Source organism: Microlunatus sagamiharensis (genome assembly GCF_900105785.1).
Taxonomy (GTDB): Bacteria; Actinomycetota; Actinomycetes; order Propionibacteriales; family Propionibacteriaceae; genus Microlunatus; species Microlunatus sagamiharensis.
The window spans coordinates 2279693-2294276 of record NZ_LT629799.1 but is presented as its reverse complement, the minus strand read 5'-3'; the positions used below and the strand labels follow the sequence as shown (position 1 = coordinate 2294276).

Annotated in this window: 18 protein-coding genes, 1 tRNA gene and 1 riboswitch; of the genes, 14 read left to right on the top strand and 5 right to left on the bottom strand. The window is 74.4% G+C overall.

The features are described from left to right. Positions 1-35: 35 nt before the first annotated feature. Entirely contained in the window at positions 36-836 is an 801-nt protein-coding gene (locus tag BLU42_RS21095; protein ID WP_197680404.1) for a LuxR C-terminal-related transcriptional regulator, read from the bottom strand. Positions 837-1086: 250 nt separating this feature from the next. Between BLU42_RS21095 and BLU42_RS10400 the strand changes: the two genes are divergently transcribed. From BLU42_RS10400 to BLU42_RS21410, 3 genes are all read left to right on the top strand, one after another. Further along, positions 1087-1698: a hypothetical protein gene (locus tag BLU42_RS10400; protein ID WP_091074366.1), complete on the top strand. Its 612-nt coding sequence runs from the start codon at positions 1087-1089 to the stop codon at positions 1696-1698. A 15-nt stretch (positions 1699-1713) separates the two neighbouring features. Continuing rightward, positions 1714-1789: transfer RNA gene (locus BLU42_RS10395), tRNA-Asn, on the top strand. 885 nt (positions 1790-2674) lie between these two features. Then, positions 2675-2866, top strand: coding sequence for a tyrosine-protein phosphatase (locus tag BLU42_RS21410; protein WP_231918091.1), 192 nt, complete (start codon positions 2675-2677; stop codon positions 2864-2866). A gap of 51 nt (positions 2867-2917) precedes the next feature. Here the strand turns inward: BLU42_RS21410 and BLU42_RS10385 are convergent, their stop codons facing one another. Beyond that, positions 2918-4426 carry an alpha,alpha-trehalose-phosphate synthase (UDP-forming) gene (locus tag BLU42_RS10385; RefSeq protein ID WP_091074365.1) on the bottom strand — a complete coding sequence of 503 codons (1509 nt, stop codon included), beginning with the start codon at positions 4424-4426 and terminating at the stop codon, positions 2918-2920. Between the two features lie 126 nt (positions 4427-4552). Between BLU42_RS10385 and otsB the strand changes: the two genes are divergently transcribed. After that, a complete protein-coding gene (otsB, locus tag BLU42_RS10380; protein ID WP_091074364.1) occupies positions 4553-5389 on the top strand; it encodes a trehalose-phosphatase in 837 nt (278 codons plus the stop codon). Positions 5390-5419: 30 nt separating this feature from the next. Here the strand turns inward: otsB and BLU42_RS10375 are convergent, their stop codons facing one another. Next, positions 5420-5635 (bottom strand): hypothetical protein, encoded by a 216-nt coding sequence (locus tag BLU42_RS10375; RefSeq protein ID WP_197680403.1) that lies wholly within the window; start codon positions 5633-5635, stop codon positions 5420-5422. A gap of 122 nt (positions 5636-5757) precedes the next feature. Here BLU42_RS10375 and BLU42_RS10370 point away from each other — a divergent pair, with 122 nt between their 5' ends. Then, on the top strand, positions 5758-6006 hold the full coding sequence (locus BLU42_RS10370; RefSeq protein ID WP_091074363.1) for a hypothetical protein: 249 nt from the start codon (positions 5758-5760) through the stop codon (positions 6004-6006). 18 nt (positions 6007-6024) lie between these two features. Next, positions 6025-6441 (top strand): PPOX class F420-dependent oxidoreductase, encoded by a 417-nt coding sequence (locus BLU42_RS10365; RefSeq protein WP_091074362.1) that lies wholly within the window; start codon positions 6025-6027, stop codon positions 6439-6441. 25 nt (positions 6442-6466) lie between these two features. Here the strand turns inward: BLU42_RS10365 and BLU42_RS10360 are convergent, their stop codons facing one another. Continuing rightward, on the bottom strand, positions 6467-7357 hold the full coding sequence (locus BLU42_RS10360; protein ID WP_091074361.1) for an SDR family oxidoreductase: 891 nt from the start codon (positions 7355-7357) through the stop codon (positions 6467-6469). Between the two features lie 55 nt (positions 7358-7412). Here BLU42_RS10360 and BLU42_RS10355 point away from each other — a divergent pair, with 55 nt between their 5' ends. The 5 genes from BLU42_RS10355 to BLU42_RS10340 are packed head-to-tail and all read left to right on the top strand — an operon-like array spanning position 7413 to position 10299. Beyond that, positions 7413-8171: an SDR family NAD(P)-dependent oxidoreductase gene (locus tag BLU42_RS10355; protein WP_091074360.1), complete on the top strand. Its 759-nt coding sequence runs from the start codon at positions 7413-7415 to the stop codon at positions 8169-8171. Beyond that, positions 8168-8320, top strand: coding sequence for a hypothetical protein (locus BLU42_RS20600; RefSeq protein WP_157719927.1), 153 nt, complete (start codon positions 8168-8170; stop codon positions 8318-8320). The genes BLU42_RS10355 and BLU42_RS20600 overlap by 4 nt, the downstream gene beginning before the upstream one ends. After that, positions 8317-8964, top strand: coding sequence for a TMEM175 family protein (locus tag BLU42_RS10350; RefSeq protein WP_091074359.1), 648 nt, complete (start codon positions 8317-8319; stop codon positions 8962-8964). The genes BLU42_RS20600 and BLU42_RS10350 overlap by 4 nt, the downstream gene beginning before the upstream one ends. Positions 8965-9001: 37 nt before the next feature. After that, the gene (locus BLU42_RS10345) at positions 9002-9373 is read left to right on the top strand and encodes an ArsR/SmtB family transcription factor (protein ID WP_091074358.1); all 372 of its coding nucleotides are present in this window, start codon (positions 9002-9004) and stop codon (positions 9371-9373) included. Beyond that, the gene (locus tag BLU42_RS10340; RefSeq protein WP_091074357.1) at positions 9373-10299 is read left to right on the top strand and encodes a cation diffusion facilitator family transporter; all 927 of its coding nucleotides are present in this window, start codon (positions 9373-9375) and stop codon (positions 10297-10299) included. Before BLU42_RS10345 ends, BLU42_RS10340 begins: the two co-directional genes overlap by 1 nt. A gap of 15 nt (positions 10300-10314) precedes the next feature. On the opposite strand, the gene BLU42_RS10335 is transcribed toward BLU42_RS10340, so the two are convergent. Continuing rightward, positions 10315-11043, bottom strand: coding sequence for a GNAT family N-acetyltransferase (locus tag BLU42_RS10335; protein WP_091074356.1), 729 nt, complete (start codon positions 11041-11043; stop codon positions 10315-10317). A 100-nt stretch (positions 11044-11143) separates the two neighbouring features. Beyond that, positions 11144-11254: riboswitch (SAM riboswitch) on the top strand. A 302-nt stretch (positions 11255-11556) separates the two neighbouring features. Between BLU42_RS10335 and BLU42_RS10330 the strand changes: the two genes are divergently transcribed. The 3 genes from BLU42_RS10330 to BLU42_RS10320 all read left to right on the top strand — a co-directional run bounded on the left by BLU42_RS10330 (position 11557) and on the right by BLU42_RS10320 (position 14440). After that, complete coding sequence (locus tag BLU42_RS10330) at positions 11557-12561, top strand: amino acid ABC transporter permease (protein WP_091074355.1); 1005 nt, start codon at positions 11557-11559, stop codon at positions 12559-12561. Then, complete coding sequence (locus BLU42_RS10325) at positions 12558-13367, top strand: amino acid ABC transporter ATP-binding protein (RefSeq protein ID WP_091074354.1); 810 nt, start codon at positions 12558-12560, stop codon at positions 13365-13367. The genes BLU42_RS10330 and BLU42_RS10325 overlap by 4 nt, the downstream gene beginning before the upstream one ends. A 62-nt stretch (positions 13368-13429) precedes the next feature. Then, positions 13430-14440, top strand: a complete 1011-nt coding sequence (locus tag BLU42_RS10320; RefSeq protein ID WP_091074353.1) for an ABC transporter substrate-binding protein — start codon at positions 13430-13432, stop codon at positions 14438-14440. Positions 14441-14584: the final 144 nt, after the last annotated feature.

The window sequence follows — 14584 nt, the reverse complement described above, 5'->3', positions numbered from 1 at the left end:
CGCCGTCCGCACCGCGGCCGCCGCGGCGCGGGCGGTCAGCGCGCGGGCGCGATGAGCAGGTCCTGCCAGTCCTCGCCCACGATCCCGTCGAGCAGCCCGCGGACCTGGGCGGAGCGGATGGTCGACGCCCGGTCCTGGGTGCCGAGGCGGCGGTAGAGGTCGCGCACGTGCTTGTCGACGGTGCTCTGGCTGATGCCGAGCCGGGAGCCGATGGCCTTCACGGTCCGGCCCTCGGCCAGCAGGCGCAGCACGGACTGCTGCCGGGCGGTCAGGGCGGGGTCCGGGGGCCGGAGGAAGCGGCCGTGGGAGGCGACCAGGACGGCCTGGACCGCCCGGACGCGGGCCAGCTCCGCCGGGCCGAAGGGCTGCTCGTAGCGCCCGACCAGGTAGGCGGTCACGGTCGTCCCCGACCGGGAGAGCGGCACCACCACGAGCTCGTGCAGGACGCGGCCGGCGTGCTGCAGGACGAGCCCGGGCCGGGTTCCCCACCCGGTCGTCACGTCGTGCACGCTCACCGCAGGCACCACCCCGACCCGCTGGTGCCAGCGGGTCAGCTCACCGCCCTCCCAGGAGGCGCCGAGGGTGTCGCGCAGCGCGGCCGCCCAGCGGGGGTCCGGAGGCCAGCACCGCACCCCCGCGGCCCGCGAGCCGGCGACCGCGAAGACCGCCACGGCGGCGCGGAGCTCGTGGGCCAGGAACGGGAGGGTCGCGTCGACCTGCGCCGTCAAGGTCGTCGCGGCGGCGAGCCGGCCCGCCAGGTCGAGCAGCGGGTCCGCGGGGGCGCCCGCCGGGGCCGCGACGGTGGTCCGTTCGACCGTCGAGCGTGGTGGCGTCACGTGCATCCTCTAGCGGTACCAAGGCGGGTCTGTCAATGGTGTCATCCGGGACTTCGGCGGCGCCCCCGCCTCGCGCACAGTGTGAGACCGACCGGCCCGGGGGGCGTCAGGGGGGTGCCGCCCGGGCCGGTCGACCGGTCAGGACCCCCGGAGCGCCTCGTGAGCACGCACGGACCACGGGTCGCGCCGGGAGCGACCGGTCGTCGCGGGGCGCCACAATGGTCGGCATGCCTTCTCGTCCTGCCGCCCGATGAGGCTCCGGTTCGGTTCCCGCGGGCTGCCGCCGGAGGCGTACGACGCCTGGCGTGCCTCGATCGCGGCGCACCCGGGGGCACCGGCCCGGATCCTGGCCTGGGCGCGCTCGGACGGCGGTCTCGTCGTCGGCAGCCCGGCCCTGCTCTCCGTGCTGGACGACGCGCCCCGGGCGAGCGCCGAGGACGACGATGACGGGACGGACCACGGCGGTGCGGATCGAGCGGCCGCGGACGAGGGGTCGGGCTGGCGCCACGTCCCCTGGCACCTCGTCGAGCACGGGGGCTGGAACGCCGAGTCGCGCTCGCTGTCCTGGACCCTCTACGGCGGTCGGCGGGGTCGCGTCGGTCTCAGCGAACCGGGTCGGCTGCCGGAGCTGTTCCGCGAGCGGGTGGCGGCCACGATCGTCGTCGAGCGTTTCGTCCCGATCCGCGGCGAGCGAGGGGTCACGATCACCGCACGGCGCGACCTCGGGGAGGGCGGGGGGCTCAGCTGGCACTCCAGCCTCACCCGCGGGCTCACCTGGAGCGCCGAGGGCGTCGAGGAGGAGGCGGCCCGGGCGACCGCCGAACTGCAGTCGGAGTACGGACCGGCCTCCGCGGGCTGGTAATGTTCCGCAGGCCGATCCCCTGTAGCTCAATTGGCAGAGCAGCCGGCTGTTAACCGGCAGGTTACTGGTTCGAGTCCAGTCGGGGGAGCCACGCGTCGGGGCCCTTCACGGGCCCCGTCCGCGCCCCGGCCCCTTCCTCCACGCGGCGCCCGTGGCGCCCGTCCCGGTTCCGGGCTGGTCCGGGCTGGTGGTCTTCGTCACGTCGTCGACGCGGCCGACCGCGCGCTCACCGCTTACGCTCCTGTCCTACGAACGCCCCGGACCCCGCCGGAGCGGCGAGGAGGACTCCCGTGACCCAGACCTCGGACGAGCTCGTCCTCCCGGCCGCGAGCCCGCTGTCGCGCCGGGTCGTCCTCGGCGGCGCCCTGGGCCTCGCCGCCTCGGCCCTGGTCGGAGCACCCCGCGCGGCGCAGGCCGCGGTCCCCGTGGTCGGCCGCATCAAGCAGACCTACCTCGCGGCGGGCGGCAAGGCCGTGCTCGGCGCCCCGCTGAAGCGGGAGGTCAAGCGCCGGATCAGCAGCCGCAACACCTATGCCCAGCAGTTCCAGCGGGGCACGGTCTGGTGGGGCTCCGGCGTCGGCGCGGTGGACCGGCCGGCGGAGCGGGTCCGGCTGAGCACGGCCCGGAACTTCCGCCCGGTCCTCGGGGTGCGCGACCTGTGGCGCACCGACGACCTCGACGGCTGCAGCGCGCTGGAGAAGCGCATCGTCTCCGACCTCGGCGTCGAGTCGATGGTCGCGATGAACTCGGGCAGCGACCCCTCGATCCCCGGCGTGAAGCGCTACCAGTACCGGATCAGCAACGCGGGCACCTACGACGAGTTCTACCGCGGCTACGTCACCCGTGCAGCCAGCCGCGAGTCGGTCGGCCGCGTGCTGCGCCTCGTCGCCCGCTCGAAGGCCCCCGTGCTCATCCACTGCGCCGGGGCAAGGACCGGACGGGCTGGCTCTCCGAGCTGGCCCAGCGGGTGGCCGGGGTGGCCCAGGAGCAGCGCGACGCCGACTACCTCGCGACCAAGGCGTACTCGGGCGGCCGCGTCGACCTCGCCTGGCTGGGCGCGGCGCGCGACCAGCTGACCAAGGACTACGGCACGTTCGAGCGCTACCTCACCGAGGGCTGCGGCCTCTCGTCCGACGACCTGGCGCGGCTGCGTACGCGGCTCGGCTGAGGCCGGACGACCCGGGCCGACCTCGTGGTCGGCCCGGTCCGGGGTGCAGGGTCAGCCCTGCTCGCGGGTCGGCGCGCCGCCGAGCGCCCGGGCGGGCCAGTCGAGCTGGTCGCCCACGACGCGGTCGAGGTCGTCGAGGAAGGCGCGCGCCCAGCTGTCGATGTCGTGCTCGAAGACCTGGCGGCGCAGCAGCCGCATCCGGCGGGCCTTGACCCGGGCGGGCGCGTTGATCGCCTCCAGGATCGTCTCCTTGAGCCCGTCGATGTCGTGCGGGTTGATCAGGTACGCCTGGCGCAGCTCGCGCGCCGCGCCCGCGAACTCGCTCAGCACGAGCGCGCCGTCGTCGCCCTGCCGGCAGGCCACGTACTCCTTGGCGACGAGGTTCATGCCGTCTCGCAGCGGCGTGACGATCATGACGTCGGCCGCGCGGTAGAGGGCGGCCATCTCGTCGCGGGGGTAGGAGGCGTGCAGGTAGGTGATCGGCGGGCGGCCGATGCGGCCGACCTCGGAGTTGATCCGGCCGACCTGCCGGTCGATGTCGTCGCGCAGGTGGCGGTACTGCTCGACGCGCTCCCGCGACGGGGTGGCGACCTGGACCAGCGCCGCCTCCTCGGGGTCGATCCGGCCCTCGGCGACGAGCTCGCCGAACGCCTGGATCCGCTCGGGCAGGCCCTTGGTGTAGTCGAGCCGGTCCACGCCCAGCAGCAGCACCTTGGGGTTGCCGAGGTCGTCGCGGATCTCGGCCGCCCGCGCCGCGGTCTTGTCGCTCGAGGCGAGCTCGTGCAGCGACTCGGCGGCGATGGAGATCGGGTAGGCGCGGGCCATGACCGTCCGGCCGTCCGCGGCGTGCACGAACTCGCGACGGGTGTCCAGGTGCAGCCGCTGGCGCACGAGGCGCTGGAAGTTCTGCGCACCGCCGCCGAGCTGGAAGCCGACCAGGTCCGCACCGAGGAGGCCGCGCAGGATCTGGTCGCGCCAGGGCAGCTGGATGTAGAGCTCGGTCGGGGGGAAGGGGATGTGCAGGAAGAAGCCGATGTGCAGGTCCGGCCGCTGCTCGCGCAGCATCTGCGGCACGAGCTGGAGCTGGTAGTCCTGGACCCACACCACCGCGCCCTCGTCGGCGACGGCGGCGGTCCGGTCGGCGAAGCGCTGGTTGACGCGCACGTACGCGTCCCACCACTCCCGCCGGAACTCCGGCGGGGCGACCACGTCGTGGTAGAGCGGCCAGAGCGTCGCGTTCGAGAAGCCCTCGTAGTAGTCCTCGACCTCGCCCGCCGACAGCGGGACCGGCACGAGCTCCAGCCCGTCGTTCTCGAAGGGGTCGAGGACCTCGTCGGGGGCGCCGTGCCAGCCGACCCAGGCTCCGTGGTGGGAGTGCATCACGGGCTCCAGGGCGGTCACCAGGCCGCCCGGGGAGGTGCGCCAGGTGGTCGTGCCGTCGGGGTGCTCGACGCGGTCCACCGGGAGCCGGTTGGCCACGACGACGAAGTTCGCCCTGCGGGTGGGGGTGCCTCCCTCGGACTCCGGCACGTCGTCGGGTCGTTCTGCCTCGGCGGTCATGCTCGTCGTCCACTCACCCCCACGACCCTACGGGGCAGGACCGACGGGCAGTGGTCCGGGCAGCGGTTCGGGCAGTGGTTCGGGCGCCGGTCGCGAGGGGGCCCGCCGTCTGTCAGGCTCGTCCCCATGACCTCCGGCCCGCGGGCGCGCTCCCGGCTCGACGCGGTGCTGGAGCACCCCGGGCAGACCTTGATCGGCATCGACTTCGACGGCACCCTGGCGCCGATCGTCCCCGACCCCGACCACGCCCACGCCGAGCCCCGGGCGGTCGCCGCGCTGGCCCGGCTGGGCCCGCTGCTGGGCACGGTGGCCGTGGTCACCGGCCGCCCGGCGCAGACCGCCGTCCGCCTCGGCGGGTTCCGCGGGGTCGCGGGGCTGGAGCACCTCGTGGTGCTCGGCCAGTACGGCGTCGAGCGGTGGGACGCCGCCACCGACGAGTTCGTCATCCCGCCCGAGCCCGACCAGGTCGCCGACCTGGAGGCCGAGATCCCGCCGCTGCTCGACCGCCTCGGCCAGGGCGCGGCGCGCGTGGAGCACAAGGGCCGGGCCGTCGTCGTGCACACCCGCCAGCTGCCCGACCCCGACGCGTCGTTCGACACCCTGTCCGGGCCTCTGACCGCCCTGGCCGAGCGGCACGCGATGGTCGTCGAGCCGGGCAAGAACGTGCTCGAGATCCGCTCGCCCGGCATCGACAAGGGCGTCGCGCTGCGCGCGATCGTCGCCGAGCGCGGGGCCCGGCAGGTGGTGTTCGTCGGTGACGACCTCGGCGACCTGCCCGCGTTCCGGGTGGTCGACCAGCTGCGCACGGAGGGGCTGGGCGGGCTGCTCGTCTGCTCGGCCTCGCACGAGGAGGACGCGCTGTCCGGGCTCGCCGACGTCGTCGTGCAGGGCCCCGACGGGGTCGCCACCTGGCTGGAGGAGCTCGCCGACGAGCTCGAGGCCCGGGCGGCGCGCGCCTCCTAGCTAGCCGGCGCGCCCCGACCGGGTCCGGCGTCAGTCGTCCGCGGACAGGTCCGGCGACTGCGGCGACTCCTGCTGGGTGCGGCCCGGCCGGGCCTCGCGCTCGTCGGAGTCGGCGAGGATCGCGGCGGCCTGCGCCTCGGGGTCGTCGCTCCCCGCCGCCCGCTCCTCGGGGAGCAGGAGCGCGCGTTCCTCGACCCGGGGGCCGCGGTCGTCGTCGTGGGTCAGGTCCGGCGTCGGTTCGCTCACCGCACGAGGCTAACCGGGACCCCGCCGGCCCTCCGCCGACCGTCTGGGGCTCGTGCGACAGTGGGCGCAGGGCGCCGGACGGCGCCCGCCCCAGAGCCGAGGCACACCGAAGGAGCACACCCATGAGCGAGTCCAGCCCCGAGGCCGACCGGGTCGACGAGAGCGCCTTCGGCGCGGGCGGCGAGTCGTCGATCGACGCCGATGTGGCCGCGAGCGGTGCCGACGGCACCGACACCGGCGGCGTGGCCGACAGCTCCGACAGCGCCGACGAGCGCGTGGCCGACTCCCACGCGGCCGACGTGGCCGCCGGCTACGACGACGAGGACGAGGCGCCCGTCCTGGACACCACCGGCGAGGACGGCCGGCTCTAGCCGCGCGCTCCACCTGCCGTGGACCTCGACGACGGCCTGGGCGCCGCCCGGGCCACGCACCGCTCGGTGCTCGTGACGCTGCGGCGCGACGGACGGCCCCAGCTGTCGAACGTCGTGCACCTGGTCGGCGACGACGGGCTCGTCCGCGTCTCCACCACCGACGACCGGGCGAAGACGCACAACCTGCGCCGCACGCCGTGGGCCGCCCTCAAGGTCGACGGCGAGACCTTCTGGTCCTACGCCGTCCTCGAGGGCGACGTCGCGCTGTCGGACGTCGCCACGCAACCGCACGACCCCGCGGTCGAGGAGCTGGTCGCCCTCTACCGCGGCATCAGCGGCGAGCACCCCGACTGGGACGACTACCGGCGCGCGATGGTCGCCGAGCGTCGGCTGGTCGTGCGCCTGAGACCCACCTACGCGTACGGCGCCCTCTGACGCCGTACACGCGGTCGGGCAACGGTCAGACGAGGGTCTTGAGCGTCTCCACGAGCGGCGTCGTCGGGCGGCCGGTGAGCCGGCTCAGGTCGCCGGTGACCTCCGCCAGGGTGCCCTCGGCGATGTTCACGTCGAGCCCGACCAGGAAGCCCCGCGTGCCCTCGTCGAGCCCGGCCGCGCTCAGCCGCGCGTCGAGCTCGGCGGGGGAGACGGGGACGTAGGTGAGGTCGCGCCCGAGCGCCTCGCCGGCGGCCTCGGTGAACTCGGCGAAGGTCCACGCCGTGTCGCCACCCAGCTCGTAGACCGCGCCGTCGTGCCCGTCGGTCGTCGCCACGACGACCGTGGCCGCGGCGAAGTCGGGCCGCGAGGCGCTGGCCACGCGTCCGTCGCCGGCGGCGGAGACGACCTCGCCGGTCGCTGCGGCCTGCTGGAGGGTCTGCGCGTAGTTCTCGGAGTACCAGTTGTTGCGCAGGATGGTCCAGGTCAGCCCGGAGGAGCGCAGCAGCTCCTCGGTCGCCTTGTGCTCCGGCGCGAGGATCAGCGTGGTCGAGTCGGCGCGCGGCGCGCTGGTGTAGGCGACCCGCCCGACGCCCGCAGCCTGGGCGGCGCGCACGACGTTGGTGTGCTGGGGGACCCGGATGCCCGGCTCGCTGCCCGAGACGAACACGACGACGTCGACCCCGGCGAAGGCGGCCGTGAGGGCGTCCACGTCCTCGTACGGCGCGACGCGGACTTCTGCGCCGAGGTCGGCGGCCTTGCCGGCGTCGCGGACGACGGCGACGACCTGCTCGGGCGGCAGCTGCTCGAGCAGGCCTGCGACGACGAGGCGGCCGAGCTGGCCGGTGGCGCCGGTGACGGCGACGGTGCGGGTGGCGGGCGTGGAGCCCGGCGCGGGGCTGGTCTGGGGTGTGCTCACGTCCAGCGAGAACCCCGCGTGCCACCGAACTCTTCCCGGCGGCCAGGATGGGGGCGTGGGAGCAGCAGGGACGGCCGTCGTGACCGGGGCGAGCAGCGGGATCGGGGCCGCCACCGCGCGGGCCCTGGCCGGGGACGGCTGGACCGTGGTCTGCGCCGCCCGCCGGGCCGACCGCGTGGAGGCGCTCGCGACCGAGATCGGCGGCATCGCGACCGTCCTCGACGTCACCGACCGCGCGTCGGTGGAGGCGCTGGCCGCCTCCGTCCCCGACGACGTCAGCCTGCTCGTGAACAACGCCGGCATGGCCCTGGGCCAGGAGCCCGTCGCCGAGGCCGACCTCGACGCCTGGGAGCGGATGTACGCGGTCAACGTCATCGGCACGACCCGCGTCACGCAGGCCCTCCTCCCGCGGCTCGTCGCCAACCGGGGCCAGATCGTGTTCATGACCTCGACCGCGGCCGACGTCGCGTACGAGGGCGGCGCCGGCTACTGCGGCGCCAAGGCGGCCGAGCGGATGGTCGCGGGCGCCATGCGCCTCGAGCTGGTCGACTCACCCGTCCGCGTCCACGACGTCGCGCCGGGGATGGTCAAGACCGACGAGTTCGCGCTGACGCGCTTCGGCGGAGACACGGACCGGGCCGCCAAGGTCTACGCCGGCGTGGCCGAGCCCCTCGTCGCCGAGGACGTGGCCGAGACGGTCCGCTGGATCGCCTCGCTCCCGCACCACGTCGACGTCGACCGCCTGACCGTGCGCCCGCGCGCGCAGGCCGCCCAGCACAAGGTGTCCCGCGTCTTCGAGGAGGAGCAGCAGTGACGATCCCGACCGACCCCGTCCCCACCGAGCCCGTCGGCCCGGTCCCCGGGCCCACCGGCCCCGAGCCCGTCCCGACCCCCGACCCGGGCCCCCCGGTCAGCCCGCCCGGCGACCCGCAGCCGATCCCGGACCCCGGCCCCATCGAGTGAGGCGGGGGTCGTCGGACCGGGAGCCCCTCGACCCGTCCGAACGGCTCGTCTTCTTCACCGACGCGGTCGTGGCCATCGCGCTCACCCTGCTCGTGCTGCCGCTGGTCGACCTGGTGCCGGAGAGCAGGGAACGTGGGCTCGACCTCGGCGGGCTGCTGCGGGAGAACGCGAGCCGCTTCGGCTCCTTCCTGCTGAGCTTCGTGGTGATCTTCCAGTTCTGGTGGGCGCACCACCGGCTGTTCAGCCACATCTCCCGGCTCCTGCGCCCGGTGGTGTCGCTGACGCTGCTGTGGACGCTGTCGATCGTCTTCCTGCCCGTCCCGACGGCGATCATCACCGCGTACGAGCCGTCCGCCGGGACGGTCGGGCTCTACGTCGGCACGCTGCTGCTGACCAGCGGTTCGCTGACGCTGCTGACGCTGACTGCCTACCGCCACCCCGAGGTCAGCGAGGGGCGCTCGCCCGTGACGCGGGAACGGCTCCTCGGCAGCACCGCGACCACCGCCACGCTCGTGGTCGCGCTCGTCGTCGGGACGGTCTTCGCCGACACGGTCGGCTTCTTCGCCCTGCTGCTGATGTTCCTGTCCGCGCCGGTCGAGGCGCTCGTCCGGCGCCGGTGGCGGGCCAGGGAGGGCCGGGGTTGACTCGTCCGGTCGTCGGCGCTTTCATCGTCAGGTGACGATGACGGCCACCGAGCACGATGCCGGACCGGGATCCGGGGCGGTGGCGCTCGGCGAGGCGGTGCCGGAGACCGCGGTGCTGCTGTTCCGGAGCCTGGCCGAGCCGACCCGGCTGCTGATCCTGCGCCACCTGATGCTCGGCGAGCACCGCGTCGTCGACCTCACCGCGCACCTCGGGCTGGCGCAGAGCACCGTCAGCGCGCACCTCGCCTGCCTGCGCGACTGCGGCCTGGTCGCCTCGAGGCCGGTCGGCCGCTCCTCGGTGTTCGCCCTCACGGTGCCCGACGAGCTGCTGGACCTCCTCGGCGCGGCCGAGCGCCTGCTCGCGGCGACCGGCGACGCGGTCACCCTCGGCCCGGGCGTCGAGCGCTGATGGGCCACGACCACGCGCACGCGCACGGCTCGCTGACCGCCACCGGGCGCCACCGGCGGCGGCTGGTGCTCGTCCTGCTGATCACCGCCGCGGTGTTCGTCACCGAGGTGGTCGGCGGGCTCCTGTCCGGCTCGCTGGCCCTGCTCGCCGACGCCGGCCACATGCTGACCGACTCGGCCGGGCTGCTCATCGCGCTGATCGCCTCGGTCCTCGCCGCCCGGCCCGCGACGAGCGCGCGGACCTTCGGGCTGCAGCGCGCGGAGGTGCTCGCGGCGCTCGTCAACGGCGTGCTGCTCGTGGCCATCGCCGTGCTCGTGCTGGTCGAGGCCGTACGCCGCTGGCAGGACCCGGCCGAGGTGTCGAGCGGGCTGATGCTGCTCGTCGCGCTGGTCGGGATCGTGGCCAACGTGGTCGGCCTGCTCGTCCTGCGCGGCGGCAAGGACGAGAGCCTCAACCTGCGCGGCGCCTACCTCGAGGTCCTCGGCGACCTGCTCGGATCGGTGGCCGTGGTCGTGGCCGCCGTGGTCATCCGGACGACGGGCTGGACCCAGGCGGACCCGCTGGCCTCCGTGCTTATCGTCGTCCTCATCCTGCCGCGGGCCTGGTCGCTGATCCGCGACGTCGTCGACGTCCTGCTCGAGGCCACGCCGCGGGGCGTCGACCTCGACCGCGTACGGGAGCACATCGAGCAGACCCCGGGCGTCGTCGAGGTCCACGACCTGCACGTCTGGACCATCACCAGCGGTCTGCCCGTGCTGTCCGCGCACGTCGTCGTCGACGGTGACCACCTCGAGCAGGGCCGGTCGGGCCAGGTCCTCGACGCCCTCGGCGGGTGCCTCGGGGAGCACTTCGACGTGGCGCACTGCACCTTCCAGCTCGAGCCCGTGGGCCACCGCGCCCACGAGCCCGAGCACCACCACCGCTAGGTCGTGCCTCGCGCCCTAGACGGCGCGCACCGCCGCGAACTGCACCTCGCTGCGCAGGTCGAAGCCCATGGCCAGGTAGAGCCGGATCGCGCGGGTGTTCGCCGCGCTCGTGTGCAGGAACGGGACGTCGCCGCGCTCGCGGACCAGGTCGGCCACGGCGCGCACCAGCCCGGTGGCCAGGCCCTGGCGCCGGTACGCAGGGTCGGTGCAGACCGCGCTGATCTCGGTCCAGCCGTCCGGGTGGAGCCGCTCGCCGGCCATGGCGACGAGCCGGCCGTCGCGACGCAGGCCGAGGTAGGTGCCGAGCTCGATCGTGCGCGGCCGGAAGGGGCCGGGCTCGGTCCGCGCCACCAGGTCGGTCGCCTCGGCGACGTCGTCCGGGCCGAGCCGGACGGCCTCCTCGTCGGGGAAGGAGCGCAGGGCCGCGGTCGACACGAGCTGGACGCCGGGGATCGCACCGTCCGGCTCCCAGCCGTCCGGGGGCGACCAGGCGGTGCCGGCCGGGACCGCCAGGGCCGCGACCTCGCCCGTCGCGTACAGCCCGCGCAGGTCCGCCCAGGCGGCGGGGTCGTCGGTCGACTCGAGCGCGGCGAAGGGCGCGACGTCGGCCGGGTAGCGGCGGGCTCGGTCGGTGCCGATCGCGAAGTGCGCGTGCGGTCCGGTCAGCGCCGACCACGTCGCGGCGTCGAGCGTGTGGGCGGGGCTGCCGGCCGCCGGGCGGGCGGTGGTGGGGGAGCTGGTCACGCCACCATCGAACACCCTGCCCACCCGACCTGTTCCGCTATTCCCTAGTTACCCACCAGGATTTGACAGGAACCCGCGATGCGTCCTAACGTCCTCCCCAGGTCACGAGCATCAGCGACAAGCCCTGGCTGGCTGATCGGCAACCCTCGCACGAGCGGTGGGGTGCCCCAGGTGACGACCCGGCAGGGGAGCAGCCCTGCAAGCGCCGACCCCCGCCGGGGGTCCCGACGGACAGGTCCGCCGCATGACGACCACGCACCGGGCAGCACCGCTGCCGCACCGCGCCAGCCCTCCCGCGCCCCGGCGTGCCGGCGGCATGCCGGGCTGTCGACGCCCGACCTGCTGTCGCTGAGCGAGACGTAGGCGCGAGCGTCCCACGACCGCGCCGACCCGCCTCCTGACTCCCGTCCCCGCCTGCCGGCGCGGACGCCGGCTGCGCGCACGCAGCCCCTGAACCTCCCCACCCGCAGCGATCGGCCCGTGCGCCGACGCTCCCGCACGCCCCGAGGTCCGATGAGCCTGAGCACCGCACGGCGACCGCCCGCCGCCGACCACCCGCCCGACACCGCCCGACCTGGCGGCCGACCCGCTGCCGTCCGCGGGGACGACCCCGTCGAGGCGCTGGTCTCCTCCCGCGTCGTCCCGCTGCGCCGGCCCTGGCGCTGGGTGGCCAGCGTCGTCGTCCTCCTCCTGCTCGCGCAGGTCGTCAGCGGCCTCGCCTCCAACCCGGCCTACCAGTGGGACGCCTTCGGCTACTGGTTCTTCCAGCCGATCATCCTCGAGGGCCTGCTCGTCACGCTCAAGCTGACGGCGTGGAGCGCGGTGATCGGCTTCGCGGCCGGGGTCGTGCTGGCGCTGATGCGGCTGTCGGCCAGCCCGGTGCTGCAGTCGGTCAGCTGGGTCTACGTCTGGGTCTTCCGCTCGATCCCGCTGATCGTGCTGCTGCTGTTCCTGGCCAACGCGACCGCGCTCTACCCGAGCCTCGGGCTGTCGGTGCCGTTCGGCCCGCAGCTGTTCAGCATCGACGCGACCCGGCTGCTCAGCTACGAGGCCGCGGCGATCATCGGCCTCAGCCTCAACGAGGCCGCGTACGCCTCCGAGATCGTCCGCTCCGGGATCATCTCGGTCGACCCGGGCCAGCGCGAGGCTGCGGCCGCCCTCGGGCTGCCGCGCCACCGCCGCTTCACCCGCATCGTGCTGCCCCAGGCGATGCGCGCGATCCTGCCCTCGTACGCCAACCAGCTGATCGGGCTGCTCAAGGGCACCTCGGTCGTCTACATCACCTCGCTGCTCGACCTCTTCGGCCAGGTCGAGACGCAGGCCAGCACCAACAGCGGCCAGGTCATCCCGCTGCTCATGGTCGCCACGGTCTGGTACGTGATCCTCACCAGCGTGCTGTCGGTCTTCCAGTACTTCGTCGAGCAGCGCTTCGCCCGCGGCGTCGACCGCCTCGCCGGCCGGACCCGGGCCCAGCGGATCCTCTCGGCGGTCCGGACGCGACGGGGGGTCGCCCGATGAGCGCCACCGCCGCGGACGCCCCGGCCCAGCGGGTCGTGCCGAGCGCGACACCGGTGGTGCAGGTGCGCGGGGCGAGCAAGTCCTTCGGCGCCCACCAGGTCCTGCACGAGGTCGACCTCGACGTCGCGCGGGGCACGGTCACCGTCGTCCTCGGGCCCTCCGGCTCGGGCAAGTCGACGCTGCTGCGCGCCGTCAACCACCTCGAGAAGCTCGACGCCGGCTACGTCCGCGTCGACGGCGAGCTGGTCGGCGTGCGCGTCGCGCACGGCCGGCTGCACGAGCTGAGCGAGCGGGCGATCCTGCGGCAGCGGGCCCGGATCGGCTTCGTCTTCCAGGGCTTCAACCTCTTCCCGCACCTGAGCGTGCTGGGCAACGTGGTCGAGGCGCCCGTCGCCGCCCTCGGCCGCGACAAGGCGGAGGTCCACGCCGAGGCCCGCGCGCTCCTCGCGCGGGTGGGCCTGGCCGACAAGGCGGACGCCTACCCCCGGCAGCTCTCGGGTGGCCAGCAGCAGCGGGTGGCGATCGCCCGCGCGCTCGCCCTGCGCCCGCAGCTGATCTTGTTCGACGAACCGACCTCGGCGCTCGACCCCGAGCTCGTCGGCGAGGTCCTCGCGGTGATCAAGGACCTCGCGGCCGCCGGCGCCACCATGATCATCGTCACCCACGAGATCGGCTTCGCCCGCGAGGTGGCCGACACCGTCGTCTTCCTCGACGCCGGCCGTGTCGTCGAGCAGGGACCGCCCGACGAGGTCCTCGACCATCCGCAGCACCCCCGCACCGCGGCGTTCCTCAGCCGCGTGCGCTGAACCGCACCCCGACCCGTACGCCTCCCGCGGCACCCCCGCGACGCCACCTCCAGGAGACAGCCATGCCCATCCCCGTACGCCGAGCCCTCGCGGCCGCCTCCGCGGTCACCCTCCTCGCCCTCGCCGCCTGCTCCACGAGCGACGCCGCGACCACCGGCGCGCCCAGCACGGACGCGAACGGCAACACCACCGTCGTCGTCGCCGACAACACGACGACCGCGACGCGCACCGAGATCAGCGTGCCGACGCAGCAGGCCCTGCACGACGCGCTGCCGGCGAAGGTCAAGGAGCGCGGGACGCTCGTCATCGGCGTGGGTGCGCTGCCCGCCGGCTTCCCGCCGCTGGCCTACGTCGGTGACGACCACAAGACCCTGACCGGTGCGGAGCCCGACCTCGGCCGCCTGGTCGCGGCGACGCTCGGCCTCAAGCCGGAGCTGCAGAACAGCGCCTGGGAGAACATGTTCGTCCGCCTCGACAGCGCCCAGCTCGACGTCGGCTTCTCCAACATCACGGTGACCGAGGAGCGCAAGCAGAAGTACGACTTCGCCTCCTACCGCGACGACAACCTCGCCTTCGCCGTCCGGAAGGACGACCCCTGGACGTTCGACGGCGACTACCGCGCCCTGGCCGGGAAGACCGTCGCCGTCAGCTCCGGCACCAACCAGGAGAAGATCCTGCTCGAGTGGCAGAAGAAGGTCCGCGCCGAGGGCCAGGACTTCGAGGTCCGCTACTACAAGGACAACAACAGCACCTACCTGGCGCTGGCGTCCGGTCGCATCGACGCCTACTTCGGCCCCAACCCGAGCATCGCCTACTCCGACCAGCAGTCGGCGGGCACGAGCACACCGACGCGCACGGCCGGCACCTACTCGGGCGCTGGCGACTCGCTCCAGGGTCTGATCGCGGCGACGACGAAGAAGGACAGCGGGCTCGCCCAGCCCGTCGCCGACGCGATCGACGTCTTGATCAAGGACGGGCAGTACGACCAGTGGTTGAAGGCGTACAACCTCCAGAACGAGGCCGTGAAGACCTCCGAGGTCAACCCGCCCGGCCTACCCCTGGACAACGCGTGATGTCCGGCTCCGCCGCCCACCCTGCTGGCCGACCAGTGGTCACCAGTGGTCGTCCCGACCGGCGTGTCGTGACCAGAAGTGACCACTGGTCAGGAGGGGAGGAGTCGTGCTCGCCCTGCCCCCTGAGGCCCCCACCTTCCCTGG